Genomic DNA, 21,226 nt, shown 5'->3' on the forward strand with positions numbered 1-21,226 from the left:
CGGGCCGCCCTAAATACGGCGATGAAGCGCTCACACCGCCCACCGGTGAGCAAATCACTACCTCAGCACTCTTTGAAACCCGGATTCGGCCTGATCACAACTGTACACCGATACTGCGCACGATCATTTCAAAAAGAAACAGGTGGTTCGTTGCCAATTGGCAACATTGCTATTTTAGCAGCACAATCAAATGTTGAGATACCTCAATAAGTGGCACCTCAAAAAACAAAAGTCTGCTCGCGGCGGAAGCCGGGAAGCGGCTTGACCGCAGTGTTGAAATCCGCCCTTTCGGACGTCTTCCCATGCTCATGGACATAAAGCTTAGCACGCGAAGCGTTACCGAAGCCTTCAACGGCAATAAGCCGGCCGCCGTCGCGCAACTGCTCGAACAAGGCCGGAGGAAGCACTTCTACCGAACCATGAACGAAAATGACATCATAGGGTGCCTCGCCGGCATATCCCTTGCCAAGATCGCCGGTGACCACGGCAACGTTGTCATAGCCCAGCCGTGCCAAGGTTTCCGTCGCAGTTGCGGCAAGCGCTTCATCGCTTTCGAGTGCGACGACCGAACCGGCGATCAACGAAAGCAGCGCCGAGGCGTAACCGGTGCCACAGCCGATCTCCAGCACCACGTCTGACTTCGAGATTTCGGCGAGTTGCAGCAGCTTGGCGAGCGGCGACGGCTCCATCAGGTACCGCGGGCTTGCGCCCTTAGCGCCGTCGAGTTCGATGTCGGCATCGATATAGGCGAGTTCCTTCATCCGCGAAGGCACGAATTCTTCGCGCGGTACGGAGAGGAAAGCGGACAGGATCGCATGGGACGTCACATCCGTCGTCCGGATCTGGTTGTCCACCATCTTGGTGCGCGCCGCTTCGAAATTCATCATACTGCCCTCGTGTCCGGATGGCACGGCACCGGTATCCCGGATGACCGCGCAGTCGTCTTCTGGCTGCCAAATATGGCGCCTTTATATAAGCTCATAAATCGCCCTCCCGCTGGTTTCAAGCGACAGCGACATCTTGCAGCGGAAAAAGGAACGAGAAACACCGAAGCGACGTTTGCACGGCCCGGCACGGGCGGCGGCGCTGGCTGCCGCCAGAACAGAGAGAGCCTGACGTCAGCGGCCAGGCGCCCCTTCGAGCCCAACGAGGGCAATCTTCGTATAACCGGCGTTCTGGATGAGGTTCATGACCGTCATCAGCTCGCCGTAGTCGACGGCCTTGTCCGCACGCAGCAGAACGCGCGTCTCGGTGTTACCCTCCGTCAGGCGCTGAAGCTCCACCGCAAATTCCTCACGGGCTGTTTCTTCGTTGCCAATCGCCAGACCGAGGTCGGCGTTGAGCGTGACGAAGACCGGCTTATCGTCGCGCGGCGTCGGCTTGGAGGCCGATTGCGGCAGATCGACCTTCATGTCCACGGTCGCAAGTGGTGCCGCGACCATGAAGATGATCAGCAAAACGAGCATGACATCGATGAATGGGGTGACGTTGATCTCGCTGTTCTCGTCGAGATCGCCGCCGCTGTCGGTAACCTTGCCGGCCATGTCTCACCCGATCCTTGCGATCGACGCGTCTGCCGGATGGGCAAAGCCATCCTGGCGACGCGGTTGCGCCTTGCGGACCAGGCGATGATCGAGATCGCGGCTGACAAGCCGTTCGACGGCGGCTGCCGCGTCGGCGAGGATCACCTTGTAGCCACCCACCGCGCGGGCAAAGTAGTTGTAGATGATAACGGCGGGGATAGCGGCAACGAGACCGATTGCGGTCGCCAGCAGCGCTTCGGCAATACCGGGAGCAACGATCGCCAGGTTGGTCGTCTGCGCTTTGCTGATGCCAATGAAGGAGTTCATGATCCCCCAGACGGTTCCGAACAGACCGACGAACGGGCCGACGGAGCCGATCGAGGCAAGGATGCCCGTTCCGCTCGTCATGCGCTTGCCGGCGCGAACCTCGATACGCGTCAGCAGCGATGCGACGCGTTCCTTGAGACCAGCTGCCGGTGCGTGATCGAGCACAGCCTCCGAACGCACCATCTCATCGATCGCAGCGGCAACCATTTCCGCGGCAGGGCCCGCCTTGCCGTTGAATGTGGACTTAAGCTCTGCCAACCCGTTTGCAGCGGAGAGCTGACGGACGGCGCGGCTGAGGCGCGCCTTTGCGGCGAAGAGTTCAAACGTCTTGGCCACGAAAATCGCCCAGGTGATGACCGAGGCGAGCGCCAGCCCGATCATCACTGCCTTCACCACCATGTCGGCGGCAAGGAACATGCCGATAGGCGAAAGGTCGTGTGGCAGGACTGGGTTGGCCGCCGCTTCTGCTGCGGGCGTCTCAATCGACACAGCCGGTGTTTGTGCGCCGGCTTCAGACCCGGTGGCCGGAAGACCGTCGACAGTCGGCTGCTCGCCACGGGCCGCTGCATTGGCATTGGCCCGTGCCGTTCCCGCAGGTCCCGCGTCTTGAGCCTGGCTGACCGCAGGAGCGGTCGTTTCGGTTGAGGTTGTCGCCTGTGCAAACACGACCGTCGAGGGAAGACCAGAAGCCAGCACCAATGTCGCTGCGGCCAACAAATTCAGCTTCGATCGTGTTCGATTGGGCATCTTGTTCCTCGCGTACTGGTCCGTTTCGCCATCACAAAAATCACAGGGCAGCCGGAATTTCGGCCACCTCAACGTGCATTGGCCGCTCTTTACGACAAACTATGAACGAAACACAAGGATTTGTGGAGTATAAAGATCAAGAATAATTTCATGCCTGCGTTTCAATCGAGATCTCAAAGGGCGGGAGAGTTATCGACGAAGCCGTCACTTCTCCAGTCATATGCGCGGTGCCGCTCCCAAGGGCGTTGCAGCGACGTGAACGACGTCTTGAAGCGCATTTTCGGAAGCTCATCGCCCGCAACCGGCTCGGCGAAAATCTCGATCGCACCTACCAATCGCTGCAGGCGTCCACTCAGGATCCGCGCCCGGCCGGATGAACAGGTCCGCTCGGTGCTTCCCGGCACGATCAGCAGATCGACCTGATTGCACAGCACCTCAAACAGGTAGGGGTTTTCGACGAGAGCAACGGTCCAGCCGGCATCGCTTCGAGCGATGCACCATTCTTTCTCGCGGCACGAAAAAGCATTCGGCGAAACTTGGCCGAGCGCGGAGTTGATATCGTGACGGATGGCGGCGGCTGTCGCGGCATCGATGGTCCTCGTTTGCGCCTTCGCGGGCCGTAGCTTCGCCTCGGGATAAAGACCATCAGCGACCGCCCCTTGCGCGGGCATCGGAGCGACGTGGGCGTCGACCGCCAATGCCCGCTGCCATTGAGAGAAAAGGAAGTCGGAGGGACGATCCCGGTTCGTCGCAATGGCGGCGTCGGTGACCAATCCGACGAGGCGCCCATCTTCCGATACCACGATCGCCGGCAATTGCACGGCTCCGAGCCCTGCCAGCCAAGTGCGCAACACACACAGAATAACGCCGCCGGCAGCGATAAGAACGAATGCCAGCGGCCCGACGCGGCCGGTCAGAAACTCGCCGTCGAGCGACGTGACGAAGCGGGCGATCACCAGCATACCGTCAAGGCCCCAAGCCATGACGGCGAGCGGGTACTGCTCGAGACCGAAAGGCGTCAACACCATGGCGAAGAGGCCGAACGGCATGATCACAATGCTGATCAGTGGCGCTGCGAGAATATTGGCGAGCAACCCATAGGCCGGCAGTCGCTGGAAATAGGCGGCAGAGTAAACCGCGGTTGCAAGTCCGCCGATCAATGAGGTCGCAACCACGCCGATAACGAAACCCGTGACGAGCCGCCTGCCCCACCAACGCCCGGCGACTGCCGGCTCTTCTGCTTCCGCACGCTCGCGCCAGCGCGCATAGCCAGCAACCAACGCCAGCGTGGCGGCGAACGACATCTGGAAGCCCGGCCCCGCAACGGCAGATGGCGTGATCACGATGATGACAATCGCAGCCAGCGCGATATTTCTCAGGCTGATCGACATGCGGTCGAAGAAGACCGCAACCAGCATGTTCGAAATCATGATCCAGGCGCGGACGGCGGATACGGCTCCACCGGAAATCAAGATGTAAAGGAAGACCATTGCCAGAGCGCCCGCAGCGGCAACCTTCTTGATCGCCACGCGCTGCGCCAACCCGGGAACCGCACTCAAGACGGTACGCGCTCCGATTAGAAACGTACCTGCCGCAAGCACCATGTTGAGACCGGAGATCGCCAAAACGTGCGCCAAGCCCGCCTGTCGCAGCATCTCGACGGTGTCGCGACCAATCGCCCTTTCTTCCGCCGTCACCAGGGCTGCAGCGAGCGCACCAGTGTCGCCACCGACTGCCGTGCGGATCCGCTCGCCGACCGTTTCGCGTAGCGCGGCCAGATACTCCGCCATCCGCATCCAAAACGAGCGGTCCGCCACCGTCGCAGCACCGTCGGCTATCGGGCTAAGTGGCGCACCATAGAAGTAACCGACGGCGCCGATCTGCCGGAAATAAGAATCGAATGCGAAGTCGTTGAGGCCTGGCAACGCAGGGCCGGAAGGCGGCGAAAGACGCGCCCTGCCCTCGATCGTTGCCCCGATCGCCAACGGCGCGTGCGGGCTGCGCGACAGCACCATGGCCTTCAACGGCGCACGGCGCAACGTCGGCTTCGTGGTTTGCTCGATGACAATTCCGTAGCGCCAGTGGTCCCGATCATTCTTCTCGCGCGAAAATACCTTGCCGCGCAGGTTCGTCGTTACCGGTCCATCGAGAACGATCGTGTCGATGCGCGATGCCTCGATCGCCGCAAGCATCATTCCCGCCGTGAACAGCCCCGCTGCGATCCTCGGCGCACGCAGGGCGCGCACACGGAGGTTGCACAGCAAGGCGGCTATTCCGAAAACGCAAAGCAGCAGTGCAAGTTTGATGAGTCCGAGGTCATAGGGCAGCGAGAGCCACGTCAGCACGCCGGCGGCTAACAGGACGGGGACAAGCACCAATCCGTGGCCGAAGGCCGATTCTTCTTCGACCGCTTCGCGCCAGTGTGCGGCAATCGCCTCTGGTCGGAGGCGTGCGTGCGCGAGCGCGGCGCAAGATTTGACAAGGGGAAAAACGAGGTTGCCGCGTGCATTCGCAGGCGTTGCAGACATGCTCCCGATCGAAACCGAAGCGGGTGGTGCCGGAGCGACACGATCTGCGTCCTGCATCAAAGACCGGACTTCGATCTCGCTCATCGTACGGTACCACTCCCCTAAGACGGTAGAGGTCGATCATGCAACCAACATCACCCAACCGCAACCTGAACGTCATCTGCCGAAAAAAGCGGCAAACCTATATGGAATGGTACCGCATCATTATCCTGACAGTTATTGATCCGGTTGGACATATTGCTCTAACGTGCGATTATTGCGTCGCCATATGCACATTTTCGCATCGCACAATTTGCCTTTCGTACAGCTTGGCAGCCGAAAATAAATCATATAGCAAATTCGCAACGTTCATTTTCGTGGCATGGTCTCTGTGCCACGTTGCCATAAGACGGAGGGTCCCCATGACAGAAAAAAGCGCGGTCGTAACATTCGATGGAAAGTCGGCGGAGCTACCAGTGCGATCGGGGTCCATCGGTCCTGATGTGGTCGATATCGGCTCGCTCTACAAGCAGACCAAGATGTTCACCTACGACCCGGGCTTTACGTCGACGGCGTCGTGCGAATCCAAGATCACCTATATCGACGGTGACGAAGGCGTGCTCCTGCACCGCGGCTACCCGATCGAACAGCTCGCAGAACATGGCGACTTCCTCGAAGTCTGCTATCTCCTGCTTTACGGCGAACTGCCGACGAAGGCGCAGAAGGCTGACTTCGACTACCGCGTCACACACCACACCATGGTGCATGAGCAGATGTCGCGCTTCTTCACCGGCTTCCGTCGCGATGCCCACCCGATGGCCGTCATGTGCGGTTGCGTCGGCGCCCTGTCGGCCTTCTATCACGACTCGACCGACATCACCGATCCGCACCAGCGCATGGTCGCTTCGCTGCGCATGATCGCCAAGATGCCGACGATCGCCGCGATGGCCTACAAGTACCATATCGGCCAGCCGTTCGTTTATCCGAAGAACGATCTAGACTACGCCTCGAACTTCCTGCGCATGTGCTTTGCCGTGCCTTGCGAGGAATATGTAGTGAACCCGGTGTTGTCGCGCGCCATGGATCGCATCTTCATCCTGCATGCCGACCACGAGCAGAATGCTTCGACCTCGACCGTGCGCCTTGCCGGTTCGTCAGGTGCCAATCCCTTTGCCTGCATCGCCGCTGGCATCGCCTGCCTCTGGGGCCCGGCCCACGGCGGCGCGAACGAAGCTGCGCTCAACATGCTGGCCGAAATCGGCACGGCTGACCGCATTCCGGAATACATCGCCAAGGCCAAGGACAAGAATGATCCGTTCCGCCTGATGGGCTTCGGCCACCGCGTCTACAAGAACTACGATCCGCGCGCCAAGATCATGCAGAAGACCACGCATGAAGTGCTTGCAGAACTCGGCCACAAGGACGATCCCCTCCTCGAAGTGGCGATGGAACTCGAACGTATCGCGCTCACCGACGAGTACTTCGTCGAGAAGAAGCTCTACCCGAACATCGACTTCTACTCCGGCATCACGCTGAAGGCGCTGGGCTTCCCCACCACCATGTTCACCGTGCTGTTCGCGCTTGCGCGCACCGTCGGCTGGATCGCCCAGTGGAACGAAATGATCGAAGATCCGGAACAGCGCATCGGCCGCCCGCGCCAGCTCTATGTCGGCGCTCCGCAGCGTGACTACGTGCCGGTCTCCAAGCGTTAACGCCAAACGGAAATCAGGAAATGAGAAAAGCCCGGTCAGAGATGACCGGGCTTTCGATTTTGCAGATAGGAGAGGACGATCTCGGCGCCCAATTCGCCCGGCGGTCTGCTTGTCGCCATGCGCTGCTGTACCAGCGCGTAGCCGTCGAGCATCGACGCGCGCTGGGCCGTCGGCCCGGACAGCCGCTCGACCCAGCGGGTCAAGGCGCCCGGACGAATGCTCTGGTTGAAATACTCCGGCACGATCGGGAAATCGGCGATGAGATTGGGAAGCGCCCCGCTCCAGATGCGGATGCGGTTGTGCAGCAACCGCACAAGCCAGTCGGCATCATAGGTAGAAACGACGGGAACGCCGGCTAGCGCAAGCTCTAGGATGACCGTTCCCGACGCGGCGATTGCCGCATCCGCCTTGTCGAAGGCAGCCCATTTCTCGGTGGCTCCCACCAATATTTCCGGCTGAACCGTCCAACCGGCCGTGATCTCGCGCACCAGTTTTTCCTGGCGCGGAACCGTCGGCAACAGCAAGCGGACGCCGGAATGCCGGCGAGCGAGTTCCTCGGTCATCTGCCTGAAGATCGGTAGCAGCCGCTTGATTTCGCTTGAACGCGATCCCGGCAGAAGCAGGCAGGTGGAAACCGCGCTACCATTGACGTCGTTCAGTCTTTCGCGTCGGCTGGCGCGGACGGCAAGCACATTGGCATCCGAGGCAAGCCGATGGCCGATATAGGTCGTCGGCGGCCCCTCAAGCTTGCGCATGGTCTCGGGCTCGAACGGCAGCACCGCCAGAACATGATCGACATAGCTGCGCATGCGCGGCGCGCGTTCCGGCTTCCAGGCCCATACGCTCGGGCAGACATAGTTGATGACAGGCAGATCCGGCAGCGCGTCGCGAACGCGACGCGCGACACGATGGGTGAAATCCGGACTATCGATGATCAGCAAGGCATCGGGGCGCGCAGCAATAATGGCATTCGCCGTCTGGCGGATGCGCAGAATCAACTTTGGCAGACGCGCGAGCACTTGCGAGAAGCCCATGATCGAAAGTTCGGAATAATCGAACAGCGATTCCAGGCCTTCGCCCTCAAGACCGTCGCCGCCAACGCCGACAAGCTCGACATCACGCCCGCATTGTGCACGCAGTGCCCGCACCAGATCTGCGCCAAGAAGATCGCCCGATACCTCGCCGGCAATGACCGCCAGCTTGTAGCCTTGTCCGCTCATGCTTTTCCCCGGTGACCGCTCCGCTCGACACCAATGACAAACAGCCCCGCGCGGTTGGCAGCTTCGATCACCTCCGCGCGCTCGAGCACCAGGGCGCGACCGGCCTCGACAGCAATTCCGGCAAGCCCGGCCGCGACAGCGCCAGCGACGGTCGATGGTCCGATCGATGGCAGATCCGCACGCAAGTCCTGCCCCGGCTTACAAAGCTTGACCAGAACGCCACGCCGACGCGCCGAGACGCGTCCTTCCGTCTTGAGTGTCGCCACCCGCTCGAGCATCGCATCGGTGCCCTCGGCGCCCTCCAGGGCAACCACGCGACCACCGACAGCGATGGCGCCCTGCCCCACGTCGAGTTCGCCAAGCGCGTTGGCGGCAGCGATGCCGGCCTCAACGTCGCGTCTGTCATCGTCCGATGGGGCGATAGCGCCAATCGGCCCTGGATCCGCCAGAAGGTTCGGAACCACCTCATGCACGCCGATCACGTGGGCGCCGCTTGCTTCGATGAGTTGCATCGCCATGCGCAAGACAGCGTCATCGCCGCCAGACACCAGCGTCTTCAAAACGCTCGGTATTCTGGCAAGCGTTTTCAGCGTCGGGCGAATGTCGCGCCATTCCGGTCTACGACGGACCCAGCCCGAAAGCACAACGCGGTCGATGCGTTGTTCTTTGAATGTGCGGCTGATGCCGGAGAAATCGCCGATGGCGAGCACGGAGTGATCGAAACCGACCCAATCGCTCTCTTCCGCTTCGCGCGAGAGCGCGATCACAAATGGATCTTCTCCACGGGCACGAACGGCCTCGGCCACATGATGCGGCAGCGCTCCGCCGCCGGCGATGATCGCGAGCCGGCCGCCAGTTGCTGCGCGGCTCGCCGTGGCCGACATCACGGTCAGGCCTTGCCGCGACTTGGTGAAGACAGTGCCCTGTCGCTTTCGGCTGCGATGAAATCGAGGATTTCGACAACAGGCGCACAGTCGGCATAATCAGCGCGAATGGCGGCGGCATTGGCGCGAACTGATTCTGGGCCCTCGAAGATCTGCTTGTAGGCGCGGCGAACCACGTGGATCGTTGCACGCTCAATGCCCGCCCGGGTCATGCCCACAACGTTCAGCCCGCTCAGGACACCGGGATTGCCGTTGAGCATGCCATAGGGAATGACGTCGTAGCTTACGGCGGAGAGGCCGCCGATGAACGCCTGACGACCGATGCGCGTGAATTGGTGCACGGCACAGCCGCCGCCAAGGATAGCGCGGTCCTCGATCGTCACATGGCCGGCCAACAACACGTTGTTCGACATGATGATGTTGCTGCCGAGGCGGCAATCATGCGCCACATGCGAATAGGCGAGGAACAGATTGTTATTGCCGACGATCGTCGCACCGCCATATTCGACGGTTCCCGCATTCATCGTGACACCTTCGCGGATCGTGCAGTTGTCGCCGATCTGCAAAATGGTGTCGACAGTGCTGTGATGCACGCTTTGCGAATCTCCGCCAATGACGGCATTCGGGAAAATCTTGGTGCCCTTGCCGACCGTCGTGCGGCCGGCGACAACGACGTGGCTCATCAGTTCCATGTCGTCTCCGAGAACGACTTTCGGCCCGATGTAGCAAAACGGGCCGATTTTGACGTTCTCACCGATGACCGCGCCATCTTCGATGATCGAGGACGGGTGGATCTTCGCTGTTGATGCAATCATGTTTAAGCGTCTTCCGTGCTGACTATCATCGCGCCGATATCAGCTTCCGCGACAAGTTGCCCGTCAACTTTTGCGTCACAATGAAACTTCCAGATATTGCCGCGCTGTTTCTGCTTCACGACATGAAACTCAACACGATCACCCGGAACAACCGGCTTGCGGAAGCGCGCATTGTCGATGGTCATGAAGTAGACGAGGTTGGTACCCGAAGCAGTCTTGCGCGCGCAGATCGCGCCCGCCGTCTGCGCCATGCCCTCGATCAGCAGGACGCCCGGCATGATCGGCTTCTCCGGAAAATGGCCGGTAAAGTGCGGCTCATTTGCCGAGACGTTCTTGATGCCGATCGCCGAATTGTCGCCGTCGATCTCGATGATCCGGTCGACGAGCAGGAAGGGATAACGATGCGGAAGAAGCTTCAGGATCTCCTGAATATCAGCCGTACCCAGAACCGTTGCCGCCTCACTCATTCGTGCCATCCTTCTTTTTCTGTCTGTCACTTGCGCGCAAGGCCATTTCGGCGACATCGCGCAGGAAATCGCGCATGGGGCGCGCTGGAATACCGCCATAGCGTTCGCCCGCAGGGACGTCGCTTGCAACGCCGCTCATGGCAGCGATCTGAACGCCGTCACCCACAGTGATGTGGCCGTTGACGCCGCTACCGCCGCCGATCATCACGCCGTCACCAATCCTGGTGCTGCCGGCGATGCCGACCTGACTGACGATGCCGCAATAACGGCCGATGCGGACGTTGTGGCCGATCTGTACAAGGTTGTCGATCTTCGTGCCTTCGCCGATGACGGTGTCGTCCATGGTGCCACGATCGATCGTCGTGTTCGCGCCGATCTCGACATGATCCTGAATGATCACACGTCCGACCTGAACGATCTTGATCATTCCACCCTTGGGGCCCGGCGCGTAGCCGAACCCATCCTGGCCGATCCGGGCACCTGGGTGAATGATGACACTGTTGCCGACAAGAGCGCAGAGAACGCTTGCGCCCGCCGCGATCGTGCAGTCTCGGCCAATGCGAACGCCCGGCCCTATGACGACACCTGCGGCAATTCTCGTTCCGCTACCAATTTCGGCGCCGGCCCCAACGACTGCCATCGGCTCGATCTCCACGCCCTCTTCAAGGCGTGCCGTCGGGTCAACGAAGGCGGCCGGCGACACACCGGCAAGGCTGGTATTGCGCGCCGGGCGCATGGCAGCCTCGTGCAAGAGTGTACCTGCCAGCGCGAAGGCCGTATGCGGCCGCGCAGTCAAGAGAACGGGAATGTGAGACGGTACGAGTGGGGCGATCGTCTTGTCGCAGATAATCGCGGAAGCCTGGCAGCTTTCCAGCTCAGCACGGTACTTGCGCGAAAGCATGTAACAGACGTCACCGGGCTTTGCCCGATTGACAGGTGCTACCGAGTGGATAGCGCGATCTGCCACCGCGCCATCCGTCAGATCCGCCCCAATTTGGTTCGCCAGGTCACCCAGACGAATCCCTTGATGGGGCGGAAAAAACCAATTCTGTTCCATGGACACTCCAGAACGATCTACTTTTGGCAGTTCTGGACTGCTTCTTTATCAGAACGACGAGGAAATACCGAACTTCAGATTCTGAACCCGGTCGAAATCTTCCTTCGCGATCGGCCAAGCGTAGTCGACACGCAGCGGACCGAACGGCGACGCCCAGATCAGGCCGAGACCGACCGATGCACGCAGCGAGGAGTCGTTACCCAGTACCGTTTCACTGGGCAGCGTAGCGACCTTATTGCTGTAGAGCGTACCTGCATCGGCGAAGATTGCGCCGCGGAAGCCGCTGTCACGCGGGATGCCAGGCAGCGGAAACGTTGCTTCGGCCGACGCCGTGAAATAGGTGGTGCCACCAAGCGCATCGCCTGTTGCCTGATCACGCGGGCCGACCCCGTTGCGCTCGAAGCCACGAATATCGTTGCTGCCCAGTTGGAACTGGTCAAAGACCTGAAGATCGCTACCGGTCTCGAAGATATGACCCGCACCGCCGGCAAGCGAAGCAATAATATCCGCCTCATCGTTCACCGTGTAATACCACTTGGCCTTACCGGTGATCTTGTAGAAATCAGAGTCGCCACCGAGGCCGGCGAACTCCTGCGTAAACGTCGCCAGAATGCCATCGTGCGGCAGTTGCGCATCATCGAGCGTGTTGTAAGTGATCGATTGCGATACCGACGAACGGACCCAGTTTCCGCCTTCAACCGCTCGGACGTAAGGCGAAGACAGATCTGCAATATTACCGCTATAGTCAAACGTCGTGAAGTTATACCGCAGCGTGGTCGACAGGTTCTCTGTGATCGGCGCCGCTATGCGCAGGCTGAAACCCTGGTCTTCATAGCTGTAGTCTTCGTCGTCGAAGTCGTTTTCGTTCTTGAAGACGTCGAAGCCGGCAGCCAGACGATAGCCAAGGAAATACGGCTCGGTGAACGAAACGTTGTAGGTCCGACTCTCTTCGCCGCGACCTGCCGCGACGCGAATGTACTGACCGCGACCCAGGAAGTTCTTTTCCTCGATCGAGGCTTCGACGAGGAAGCCGCCACCGCTGCCAGCGGAGTAGCCGGCACCGATACCGAACGAACCGGTCGACTGATCCTGTACGTCAACGATAACCACGACGCGGTCTGCCGCACTGCCAGGTGCCGTCGAGATATTGACGGTCGAGAAGTAACCGAGAGCCTCAAGGCGACGCTTGGCGCGCGCAACCATTTCCTGATTGAAGGCATCGCCTTCACCCATATCGAACTCGCGGCGAATGACGTAGTCGCGAGTTCGGGTGTTGCCGCGAATTTCGATACGCTCGACGTAGGCGCGCTCGCCCTGATCGACGAGATAGTCGACGGCAATCGTATGATTGCTGAGGTCGCGGTTACCGCGCGGCGTCACGCGGGCAAACGGGTAGCCAGCCGAAGCGACGCGCCTCGAGATCTCGCTCATCGTTTCCTGAATGTCCCTGGCCTTGTAGACCGAGCCTTCGCGGCTAAGCACGACGCCCTTCAGCGATTCGGCATCCACACCTTCAACCGTCGATTCGACAGTCACTGCACCAAAGTCGTAGCGCGGACCTTCTTCAACGGTGATCGTCACGGTGTATTCGTTGGTCGCCTCATTAAGAGAAGACTCGGACGAAACGACCTGGAAGTCGGCATAACCGCGGTTGTAGTAGAACTGACGCAGCAACTCTTCGTCAGCGCGCAGCTTGTCCGGGTTGTAGACGTCCTTGCGGGTCAGGAACGAGAAGATACCTGATTCCTTCGTCGCAATGATGGATTGCAGACGACCATCGCTATAGGCTTCGTTGCCGACAAAATTGATCTGCGCAATCTTGGTGCGCTCGCCTTCGTTGATGACGAAAGCAAGATTGACGCGACCTTCAGCGATCGGGACGACCTGGGTCGTCACAGTGACATCACTGCGACCGATCGCAGCATAGGCGTCCTTGATCGACTGGATATCCGTTTCGACCGTCGCCTGGCTGTAGGGTCCGAGCGGCTGCGTGCGGACGGCGAGCTGAAGCTTGTCGTCCTTGATCTTGCGGTTGCCGTTGAAGACGACCTGGTTGACCAGTTGGTTCTCGCTGACGGTGACGACAAGCGTGCCGCCAGCGACATTGATGCTGACATCGGAGAAATAGCCTGTCGCGTAAAGGCGCTTCACGGAAGCATCGATATCGGCGTTGCTGAAGCTCTTGCCAGGGACAATCGTGATGTTCGCACGAACCGTTTCAGCGCTGACGCGCGTGGCTCCGCGGACTTCAACACGACTAATGGTCGCGGCCTCTGCGACGGAAGCGCCTGCGAGCAATCCAACACCAGCGCCAGAAACCACCATACTCGTGGACAGCGCAAACGCCGACACCGCGTTCAAAAACCTTGAACCAGCTTTCATGTTCAAATCTTACCTTTTCCCAACGTCGCGCGGCAATTTCGTGCCGACTCCGGTCACGGTTGCCGTTTTACCCGCTTTTCCCATACAAGCAAGTCAGCTCGTTAATTTCTGTTTACTTCAATTCGAACCGTGGCTTAACGGCCACTACAGATTCGAGTTATCGTAAACAAATCCTTGCTGGACAAGCCATTGAAATCCAATCGTTCAGAGTATCGGTCGTCGTCCGCCTCAGATGCTCGCCGGCCGAACGCTAGCCGAAGAACATCGAAATGTCGTTCCAGGTCGCAAAAACCATGAGCATCAGCACCATGGCAAAGCCGATCCGATAAGCGACGTCCTGCGCAGCAGCTCCAACCGGCTTTCCGCGCAAGGCCTCAACCGCATAGAACATCAGGTGGCCGCCATCAAGCACCGGAACCGGCATGAGGTTAAGCAATCCTATGGAAACTGACAGGACGGCTGCAAGCTGCAGCACGGCAGCCACACCCAGTGTCGCCATTTGGCCCGAGGCCTGAGCGACACGGATCGGACCACCAAGCTGATCCGCCTTCATACGTCCCGTAACGAGGTTCGCCAGATAGTCGAACGTGCCGGTGACAATGTGCCAGCTCTGAAGCGCCCCCTGCCCTATGGCTTCGATCGGACCGTAAGTCACCAGTCGGAAATTGCCCGCATCCTGATCGGTGACGATACCGATGATTCCGACCTCCATCTTGTTGCCGAACTGGTCCGATATCTCGGTTCGCTCAGGCACCATCGGAAGATCCAGGAATGAACCGTCCCGCTGGATCCGGATCTTGATTTCCAGTTCAGGTCGCACGCTGACATAGCGGCGAACGTCGTCGAAGGTCGCGACCGGCGTTCCGTCGATGGCGATCAACCTATCGCGCGGAAGAATGCCTGCCTTGGCGGCAGCACTGTTCTCTTTCACCTGGGCAACGACCGGGTCCGCAACCGAACGCCCATAAACGGCGAAGAGAACGGCAAAAATGGCGATGGCAAGGATGAAGTTGGCGATCGGACCGGCCGCAACGGTCGCGGCACGCTTCCACAGCTTGGCGCCCAGGAAGGTTCGTGACCGTTCCTCAGGCGAGATCGCCTCCAGCCGCTTGTAATCGGGCGTACTGGCCGCATCCTCGTCGCCATAGAACTTGACGTAGCCGCCCAGCGGTATTGCACAGAACTTCCACCTCGTGCCGTGTTTATCGGTCCACCCGAGCAGTTCCGGCCCGAAGCCGACCGAAAAAGCCAGGATACGAATGCCCGACCACCGGCCGACGAGGTAGTGTCCCATTTCATGCACGAAGACCAAAAGGGTCAGCACCAACAGGAAGGGTACGATGTAGCCGGTCACGAATTGCAGGCCAACAAGCAGATATGTCATGAACTTTCCTTAAGCCTGCCACCAGCATCACAGGCCGAGCAAGACCGAACCAAAGGCGATCTGACGCCCATCGCTGAGGACATACTGTATCAGCACCAGGACCAGCGTAGCGATGCAGGCAAAGACCAATCCGTCGACCCGATCCATGACCCCGCCATGCCCAGGAATGAGATGGCTCGAATCCTTGACGCCGAATCGGCGCTTTATGAAGGATTCGAAGAGGTCTCCGATCTGGCTCGCGACGGAGAGAACCAGCGCCACAGCCGGGACACGCAGATCTTGCAGCGGAAAATATGCCATAAAAACGGCAATGCCGGCCACAACGCCGGAAATCGTCCCGCCAATGGCGCCCGACCAGGTCTTGCCGGGCGAAATGCGCGGCGCGAGCTTGGGGCCTCCGATCGCCCGACCGACGAAATAGGCAAGAATATCGGTTCCCCAAACGACGGCGAAGACGAACAAGGTCGCGATCAGGCCGGGTTGGTCAACCCCGCGCAGGGCCGCCAGCGAGATGCCGGTCAATCCTGCGTAGACGATGCCGCCGGGCAACCACCAGCTGCCTTTCTTGAGCGATACCCAAAGCACTGCGATAACGACAGCAATGAGCAAGGCCGGCAGACTGTAGCCGATATATCCGAGAAGAATGAGAGCGGCGATTATCGCCAGCGACAGCCAACCGAAGGCATTGCCTTGAAAATCGCGCTCCGGCAGCCCGGTAATCGTCGACCACTCGTAGTAAACGAGCAGTGCGATCAGGACCGAAAGAAGCTGGAAGGCCAAGCCGCCGAACCAGGTCGCACCGAGTGCGACCGCCGCGAGCACCACTCCCGAGGCGATGCGAAGCTTGAGTTCTGTTTGCATTTACGAACCAACCGCTAACGTCGGCTGCGCCAGACCGCCGAAGCGACGCTCGCGGCAGGCGAATTTCTCGAGCGCAGACAGAAACGTCTCACGCGTGAAGTCTGGCCAAAGCTCCGGAACGAACAGCAGTTCGGAATAGGCTCCCTGCCAAAGAAGAAAGTTTGAAAGCCGTTCTTCGCCGCTGGTGCGAATAATGAGATCCGGATCGGGAATGCCGGCCGTATCGAGCGAAGCGGCGATGCGCTCAGGCGTTATGTCCTCTGGCCGCAGACGGCCTTCGGCAACTTCAGTTGCCAGGCGGCGCATGGCGCGCGTCATCTCGTCACGCGCACCATAGTTGAAGGCGATCACCAGCGTAATGCCGGTATTCCCGCTCGTCGTCTCCTCAGCCTCGATCAGCAGGGGCAGGATGTCGCCGCGCAGGTTCGATCGCTCCCCGATGACGCGGATGCGAACGTTCTCGCGGTGCAGGTCGGCAAGGTCGCGACGAATGAAGGCCTTGAGCAAGCCCATCAGATCCGTCACTTCGGCCTGCGGCCTGTTCCAGTTTTCGGACGAGAAGGCAAACAGCGTGAGGTAACGGATCCCCGCTTCAGCCGCCGTCTTCACCGCGTCACGAACCGCTTCAACACCCTTGCGGTGTCCCATCGTGCGCGGCAGACCGCGCGCATTCGCCCAGCGCCCGTTGCCATCCATGATGATGGCAACGTGTTCCGGAACGGTGATCGGGATGAGATTTTGCATAAGGCGTCCGCGAAAGGAGACTCAGATCAAGAGCAGATCAGACCTGCATAATTTCCTTTTCCTTATCGACGAGCAAGCGGTCGATATCGGAAATCGTTTCATCGGTCATCTTTTGCACCCGCTCAGACTGAGCACGGCTAATATCCTGTCCGATGTCGCCATCCTTTTCGGCTTTTTTCAGGTCGTCCATACCATCGCGCCGAACATGGCGGACCGCGACCTTGGCCTTCTCGGCATAGTCGTGCGCCACCTTGACCAGCGACTTGCGGCGCTCCTCGTTGAGTTCAGGCAGCGGGATGCGCAGGTTCTGGCCGTCGATGATCGGGTTCAGGCCGAGGTTCGATTCGCGGATGCCACGGTCGACAGCGCCGACCATCTGCTTGTCCCATACCGAAACGGACAGCATGCGCGGTTCCGGCACGGTGATGTTTGCCACCTGATTGAGCGGAACACGCGAGCCGTAGGCTTCAACGGTTACCGGATCGAGAACATTCGCCGACGCGCGGCCGGTGCGCAGCGACGCGATATCGCTCTTGAATGCGGAGATAGCGCCGTCCATGCGACGCTTCAGTTCCTTCAGGTCTACACCTTCACTCATGGCTGGAAACTCCCGTTCTGTCTTTCATCGGCCGATAGCCGTCTTGCAGCTCTTAATTGTCGGTAACGATGGTGGCGCGGCCGCCACCCGTCAATATTTCAGCGAAGCCACCCTTCTCGTGGATCGAGAAGACGACGATCGGAATGGCGTTCTCGCGTGCGAGCGCCACCGCTGCCACGTCCATGACCGCGAGGCCCTTTTCCAGGACTGCGCTGTGGGTCAGGCGGTCGAAGCGTGTGGCCGTCGGATCCTTCTTCGGATCAGCGGAATAAATGCCGTCGACCTGCGTGCCCTTGAAGATCGCCTGTGCGCCCATTTCGGCGGCGCGCAAGGCAGCGGCAGAATCGGTCGTGAAGAACGGATTGCCCGTGCCGCCTGCAAAGATCACAACGCGTCCGAGCGACAGATGATAAAGCGTTGCGCGCTGCGAGAAGCTCTCGCAGATTTCCGGCATTGCGATTGCCGAGAGCACCACCGTGTCGATGTCGAGCTTGCGCAGAGACGTCGCCAGCGCCAGCGCGTTGATGACGGTCGCCAGCATGCCCATATGGTCGCCAGTTACCCGGTCGCCGCCCTTGGAGGCAACGGCCACGCCGCGGAAGATGTTGCCGCCGCCAACGACGACGCCCACTTCGACGCCCATGGCGCGTGCTTCGGCAATGTCGGCGGCAATGCGGTCGGCAACCGCCACATCGATACCGAAGCCCTGGCTTCCCATCAGGGCTTCACCGGAGGCTTTGAGTAGAACACGCTTGTAGATTGGCTCGGCCGACATCATCGCTCCTGAACAGATCGGTACGCGGGCGCACAAAACGGCGCGCTGCGTATAAGGACATATTGCGCTACCCGGTTTCAACCGCTGCGGAGCTTTTTCCGGCGGGTCCGGCGCATTGACGAAGCCGGATACACGAAGGGCACCGCGTTGTCACGCGATGCCCCAAGGTTTTCCAAACAAGGGTGAAGAAATCAGCCCTTGGCGACAGCCGCAACTTCGGCTGCGAAGTCCGATTCTTCCTTCTCGACGCCTTCGCCGAGCAGAAGGCGCGCCATGCCGGTCACTTCGATCGGTGCGCCAGCGAGCTTTTCAGCGTCCTTGACGGCCTGACCGACGGTGATTTCCGGGTTCATGACGAAGGCCTGCGACAGCAGGGCGACTTCTTCGAAGAACTTGCGCATACGGCCTTCGACCATCTTTTCGATGATGTTGTCCGGCTTGCCCGAAGCGCGCGACTGTTCGATGAACACGTTGCGCTCGCGCTCGGCGACAGCGGCGTCGACTTCGTCGGCGCGGATTGCCAGCGGGTTGGTGGCAGCAATGTGCATGGCGACCTGACGACCGACCGAGAACAGAACTTCCTTGTCGCCAACCGACTTCAGCGCAACGAGAACGCCGAGCTTGCCGATGCCGTCGCCGGCAGCGTTGTGGATGTAGGTGGCAACGACGCCATCTTCGACCTTGAGCAAGGCTGCGCGGCGAAGCGTCATGTTCTCGCCGATCGTGGCAATCGCGTCCTTGATCGTCTCGTCGACCGACTTGCCGGTTGCCGGGTAGTTGGCATTGGCAATGGCTTCGACAGAACCGTCGGTGCCGAGCGCGACGTTGGCAACGCCACGAACGAGTTCCTGGAAGGCTTCGTTGCGGGCAACGAAGTCGGTCTCCGAGTTGACTTCGACGACAACGGCCTTGACGCCGCCGCTGACAATACCGATGAGGCCTTCAGCAGCCGTGCGGCCCGACTTCTTGTCGGCCTTGGCGATGCCCTTGGCACGCAGCCAGTCGATCGCAGCTTCCATGTCGCCGTTGGTTTCGGCGAGCGCCTTCTTGCAATCCATCATGCCTGCGCCGGTCTTTTCGCGCAGTTCCTTCACCATTGCTGCAGTTACACTCATCTTTTTGCCTCTTTGTCTGTTTGGCTGGCGCGCTGCCCGCAAGTGGCGCGGCACCAGGAGGTGTGGCAGGGGAATGGCTTGCGTATGTGACACCGTGATGAACGCGCCCACCGCGATGATATCCGGGGCGCGGATCGCCGGCCCAAGCCGCTTCATCCCTCGCTGAAAAGAACAAGGCCGTTCAGACTTTTCATCACAAACGGCCTCGCCCCGACATTAGATTGGTGCGGCGGTTCATGCCCGCCGCGCCTTCCGATCAGGCTTCGGAGGCTTCGTCGAGCGCCGGCTCGATCATAGCTTCAGCCGATGCGCCGAGATCGCGGCCCGATGCGCCCTGCTGACGGGCAATGCCGTCGATGGCTGCACGAGCGATGAGATCGCAGTAAAGAGCGATCGCACGCGAGGCGTCGTCATTGCCCGGGATCGGGTAGTCGATCTGGTCCGGATCGCAGTTGGAGTCGATAACGGCAACAACCGGGATGCCAAGACGCTTGGCTTCGTCGATTGCAATCGATTCCTTGTTGGTGTCGATGATGAACATCAGGTCCGGCGTGCCGCCCATGTCGCGGATACCGCCGAGAGCGCGGTTGAGCTTTTCGCGTTCGCGCTCGAGGTTCAGGCGCTCCTTCTTCGTGAAGCCCGAAGCTTCCGAAGCGAGGATTTCGTCGAGCTTGCGCAGGCGCTGGATCGAGTTCGAAATCGTCTTCCAGTTGGTCATCATGCCGCCGAGCCAGCGAGCATTGACGTAGTACTGGGCCGAACGCTTGGCGGCGTCAGCAATGATTTCCGAAGCCTGGCGCTTGGTGCCGACGAACAGAACGCGGCCGCCGTTGGCGACGGTGTCGCTTACGATCTGCAGGGCGCGCGACAGCATCGGAACCGTCTGTGCGAGGTCGATGATGTGAACGTTGTTACGATCGCCGAAGATGTAGGGCTTCATCTTCGGGTTCCAGCGATGCGTCTGGTGGCCGAAGTGAACACCAGCTTCAAGCAGCTGGCGCATGCTAAAATCAGGCAATGCCATGCCTTTTCTCCTTTTCCGGTTGAACCTCCGCGAGACGTCGAGCTCATCTTTCGAAAAGCCCACCGGCGGAACGATCCGGATTTCTCCCGGAACATCCCATGCCTCACGTGTGGAATGGGCAGCCCCTTAGCGGCTACTGCCCGACAAATCAAGACTTGAAGTCTGTTTTTGTCATATCGACTACTTGCATTCCTCCGATTTGAAGACTTCGAGGTCGGCAAGCTTGCCGCTCAGCACGAAGTCGCCGTAATCCATCGTCAGGTCGCGGGTGATGCCGTTTTCGTAGAGTTTGAACGACATGCGGTAGATCGGCAGCGCGTCGCTGCTGTTGTCGTCGTTGAAATAGGAAATGGTGACCGGCCAATAATTCTCGGCGCCGAGCTTGCCGGCCTTGCCTGCATCCGGCTCATCGGGCGCCGGTTTACGCGACTTGCCGACGAAGGTCGAGGTGATCAGCGTCTTGTCGCCCGAATCGGAACCATCGAAGATCCGTGCCTCGAAAAAGCTCTCGCCCTTCTTGGCACGATCGATGACTTCGACCATGTGCTGGGTCGGAAACCGGCTTGCAGCCAGCTCGACCTCGCGCTTGTCCGGCGCGGTCAGCTCGACCTTGACGCCGGTCTTGTCGTCATGGGCCGTGCCGCGCACCTCCTTGTCGAGCTTTTCGTCGGTGAAGGAGCGGGTCAGAAAGCGGAAGTTGCCCGACTTCAGATCCTCATAGGTGGTCGTCTGCTGGTCGGTCATGCGCGTTTCTTCGCCGGTATTCACCTGCGTCACGAAACGGAAGCTGACCGTATACCCCTCGCAGGCCGATCCGTTGAACTCGTAGACCATGCGGCCGTACATGCCGGAGATACCCGAGCGGTCGGAAGCGTCTTTGAGTTCGAGATCGTAGACCGCCCGATGTGGCACGAGGACACTGGCGCTTGCCGTACCGACGCCCGAAACCGTCATCACCGCGAAGCAGGCGCTGCCTAAACTGGCGAGACCGAAGCCTTTACGAAACATCCGTTTCCTCCTGTTGGACTCGCCGGCAATGCTATAAACAAGCTTTCGGCAGAAGCGAGGCGTCACCACATTTAAA

At 60.0% G+C, this 21,226-nt stretch carries 19 protein-coding genes; 1 reads left to right on the plus strand and 18 read right to left on the minus strand.

The features are described from left to right. Nucleotides 1-218: 218 nt before the first annotated feature. The 4 genes from C6558_RS21455 to C6558_RS21470 form a co-directional block, all read right to left on the minus strand. Nucleotides 219-884, minus strand: a complete 666-nt coding sequence (locus tag C6558_RS21455; protein ID WP_025426838.1) for a protein-L-isoaspartate O-methyltransferase — start codon at nt 882-884, stop codon at nt 219-221. 234 nt (nt 885-1,118) lie between these two features. Continuing rightward, nucleotides 1,119-1,544, minus strand: a complete 426-nt coding sequence (exbD, locus tag C6558_RS21460; protein ID WP_025426837.1) for a TonB system transport protein ExbD — start codon at nt 1,542-1,544, stop codon at nt 1,119-1,121. A 3-nt stretch (nt 1,545-1,547) separates the two neighbouring features. Then, a complete protein-coding gene (exbB, locus tag C6558_RS21465) occupies nt 1,548-2,597 on the minus strand; it encodes a tonB-system energizer ExbB (protein ID WP_057205051.1) in 1,050 nt (349 codons plus the stop codon). A 173-nt stretch (nt 2,598-2,770) separates the two neighbouring features. Next, nucleotides 2,771-5,209, minus strand: coding sequence for a ComEC/Rec2 family competence protein (locus C6558_RS21470; protein WP_084814399.1), 2,439 nt, complete (start codon nt 5,207-5,209; stop codon nt 2,771-2,773). Nucleotides 5,210-5,526: 317 nt separating this feature from the next. On the opposite strand from C6558_RS21470, the gene gltA reads away from it, so the two are divergent. Beyond that, nucleotides 5,527-6,816, plus strand: coding sequence for a citrate synthase (gene gltA / locus C6558_RS21475; protein ID WP_025426831.1), 1,290 nt, complete (start codon nt 5,527-5,529; stop codon nt 6,814-6,816). A 35-nt stretch (nt 6,817-6,851) separates the two neighbouring features. Here gltA and lpxB read toward each other — a convergent pair whose 3' ends face one another. The 14 genes from lpxB to C6558_RS21550 all read right to left on the minus strand — a co-directional run bounded on the left by lpxB (nt 6,852) and on the right by C6558_RS21550 (nt 21,150). Then, complete coding sequence (lpxB, locus tag C6558_RS21480; RefSeq protein WP_057205058.1) at nt 6,852-8,036, minus strand: lipid-A-disaccharide synthase; 1,185 nt, start codon at nt 8,034-8,036, stop codon at nt 6,852-6,854. Beyond that, nucleotides 8,033-8,920: an LpxI family protein gene (locus C6558_RS21485; protein WP_025426829.1), complete on the minus strand. Its 888-nt coding sequence runs from the start codon at nt 8,918-8,920 to the stop codon at nt 8,033-8,035. The genes lpxB and C6558_RS21485 overlap by 4 nt, the downstream gene beginning before the upstream one ends. Before the next feature lie 5 nt (nt 8,921-8,925). Further along, nucleotides 8,926-9,735: an acyl-ACP--UDP-N-acetylglucosamine O-acyltransferase gene (lpxA, locus tag C6558_RS21490; RefSeq protein ID WP_025426828.1), complete on the minus strand. Its 810-nt coding sequence runs from the start codon at nt 9,733-9,735 to the stop codon at nt 8,926-8,928. Between the two features lie 2 nt (nt 9,736-9,737). Further along, nucleotides 9,738-10,202 carry a 3-hydroxyacyl-ACP dehydratase FabZ gene (gene fabZ, locus C6558_RS21495; RefSeq protein ID WP_025426827.1) on the minus strand — a complete coding sequence of 155 codons (465 nt, stop codon included), beginning with the start codon at nt 10,200-10,202 and terminating at the stop codon, nt 9,738-9,740. Next, nucleotides 10,195-11,259 carry a UDP-3-O-(3-hydroxymyristoyl)glucosamine N-acyltransferase gene (gene lpxD, locus C6558_RS21500; RefSeq protein WP_025426826.1) on the minus strand — a complete coding sequence of 355 codons (1,065 nt, stop codon included), beginning with the start codon at nt 11,257-11,259 and terminating at the stop codon, nt 10,195-10,197. Before lpxD ends, fabZ begins: the two co-directional genes overlap by 8 nt. Nucleotides 11,260-11,307: 48 nt before the next feature. Further along, entirely contained in the window at nt 11,308-13,641 is a 2,334-nt protein-coding gene (gene bamA / locus C6558_RS21505) for an outer membrane protein assembly factor BamA (RefSeq protein WP_025426825.1), read from the minus strand. Nucleotides 13,642-13,891: 250 nt separating this feature from the next. After that, nucleotides 13,892-15,025, minus strand: a complete 1,134-nt coding sequence (rseP, locus tag C6558_RS21510) for an RIP metalloprotease RseP (RefSeq protein WP_025426824.1) — start codon at nt 15,023-15,025, stop codon at nt 13,892-13,894. A 27-nt stretch (nt 15,026-15,052) separates the two neighbouring features. Continuing rightward, nucleotides 15,053-15,886, minus strand: a complete 834-nt coding sequence (locus C6558_RS21515; RefSeq protein ID WP_025426823.1) for a phosphatidate cytidylyltransferase — start codon at nt 15,884-15,886, stop codon at nt 15,053-15,055. Beyond that, on the minus strand, nt 15,887-16,630 hold the full coding sequence (locus C6558_RS21520) for an isoprenyl transferase (RefSeq protein ID WP_025426822.1): 744 nt from the start codon (nt 16,628-16,630) through the stop codon (nt 15,887-15,889). It abuts the gene before it with no gap. Between the two features lie 37 nt (nt 16,631-16,667). Beyond that, on the minus strand, nt 16,668-17,228 hold the full coding sequence (frr, locus tag C6558_RS21525; protein WP_025426821.1) for a ribosome recycling factor: 561 nt from the start codon (nt 17,226-17,228) through the stop codon (nt 16,668-16,670). A 52-nt stretch (nt 17,229-17,280) separates the two neighbouring features. Beyond that, a complete protein-coding gene (pyrH, locus tag C6558_RS21530) occupies nt 17,281-18,003 on the minus strand; it encodes a UMP kinase (RefSeq protein WP_025426820.1) in 723 nt (240 codons plus the stop codon). Nucleotides 18,004-18,194: 191 nt separating this feature from the next. Next, the gene (tsf, locus tag C6558_RS21535; RefSeq protein ID WP_025426819.1) at nt 18,195-19,118 is read right to left on the minus strand and encodes a translation elongation factor Ts; all 924 of its coding nucleotides are present in this window, start codon (nt 19,116-19,118) and stop codon (nt 18,195-18,197) included. Between the two features lie 256 nt (nt 19,119-19,374). Beyond that, a complete protein-coding gene (gene rpsB, locus C6558_RS21540) occupies nt 19,375-20,142 on the minus strand; it encodes a 30S ribosomal protein S2 (RefSeq protein ID WP_038576045.1) in 768 nt (255 codons plus the stop codon). A 180-nt stretch (nt 20,143-20,322) separates the two neighbouring features. Next, on the minus strand, nt 20,323-21,150 hold the full coding sequence (locus C6558_RS21550) for a cell envelope integrity EipB family protein (protein ID WP_025426817.1): 828 nt from the start codon (nt 21,148-21,150) through the stop codon (nt 20,323-20,325). Between the last annotated feature and the right edge of the window lie 76 nt (nt 21,151-21,226).

It is taken from the genome of Ensifer sp. NM-2, from assembly GCF_003024455.1.
In the GTDB taxonomy this organism is placed as follows: Bacteria; Pseudomonadota; Alphaproteobacteria; order Rhizobiales; family Rhizobiaceae; genus Ensifer; species Ensifer canadensis.

Coding starts and splice junctions, on each gene's coding strand:
- C6558_RS21455 (WP_025426838.1), bottom strand. CDS start 884: ATGAATTTCGAAGCGGCGCGCACCAAGATGGTGGACAACCAGATCCGG.
- exbD (WP_025426837.1), bottom strand. CDS start 1,544: ATGGCCGGCAAGGTTACCGACAGCGGCGGCGATCTCGACGAGAACAGC.
- exbB (WP_057205051.1), bottom strand. CDS start 2,597: ATGCCCAATCGAACACGATCGAAGCTGAATTTGTTGGCCGCAGCGACA.
- C6558_RS21470 (WP_084814399.1), bottom strand. CDS start 5,209: ATGAGCGAGATCGAAGTCCGGTCTTTGATGCAGGACGCAGATCGTGTC.
- gltA (WP_025426831.1), top strand. CDS start 5,527: ATGACAGAAAAAAGCGCGGTCGTAACATTCGATGGAAAGTCGGCGGAG.
- lpxB (WP_057205058.1), bottom strand. CDS start 8,036: ATGAGCGGACAAGGCTACAAGCTGGCGGTCATTGCCGGCGAGGTATCG.
- C6558_RS21485 (WP_025426829.1), bottom strand. CDS start 8,920: ATGTCGGCCACGGCGAGCCGCGCAGCAACTGGCGGCCGGCTCGCGATC.
- lpxA (WP_025426828.1), bottom strand. CDS start 9,735: ATGATTGCATCAACAGCGAAGATCCACCCGTCCTCGATCATCGAAGAT.
- fabZ (WP_025426827.1), bottom strand. CDS start 10,202: ATGAGTGAGGCGGCAACGGTTCTGGGTACGGCTGATATTCAGGAGATC.
- lpxD (WP_025426826.1), bottom strand. CDS start 11,259: ATGGAACAGAATTGGTTTTTTCCGCCCCATCAAGGGATTCGTCTGGGT.
- bamA (WP_025426825.1), bottom strand. CDS start 13,641: ATGAAAGCTGGTTCAAGGTTTTTGAACGCGGTGTCGGCGTTTGCGCTG.
- rseP (WP_025426824.1), bottom strand. CDS start 15,025: ATGACATATCTGCTTGTTGGCCTGCAATTCGTGACCGGCTACATCGTA.
- C6558_RS21515 (WP_025426823.1), bottom strand. CDS start 15,886: ATGCAAACAGAACTCAAGCTTCGCATCGCCTCGGGAGTGGTGCTCGCG.
- C6558_RS21520 (WP_025426822.1), bottom strand. CDS start 16,630: ATGCAAAATCTCATCCCGATCACCGTTCCGGAACACGTTGCCATCATC.
- frr (WP_025426821.1), bottom strand. CDS start 17,228: ATGAGTGAAGGTGTAGACCTGAAGGAACTGAAGCGTCGCATGGACGGC.
- pyrH (WP_025426820.1), bottom strand. CDS start 18,003: ATGTCGGCCGAGCCAATCTACAAGCGTGTTCTACTCAAAGCCTCCGGT.
- tsf (WP_025426819.1), bottom strand. CDS start 19,118: ATGAGTGTAACTGCAGCAATGGTGAAGGAACTGCGCGAAAAGACCGGC.
- rpsB (WP_038576045.1), bottom strand. CDS start 20,142: ATGGCATTGCCTGATTTTAGCATGCGCCAGCTGCTTGAAGCTGGTGTT.
- C6558_RS21550 (WP_025426817.1), bottom strand. CDS start 21,150: ATGTTTCGTAAAGGCTTCGGTCTCGCCAGTTTAGGCAGCGCCTGCTTC.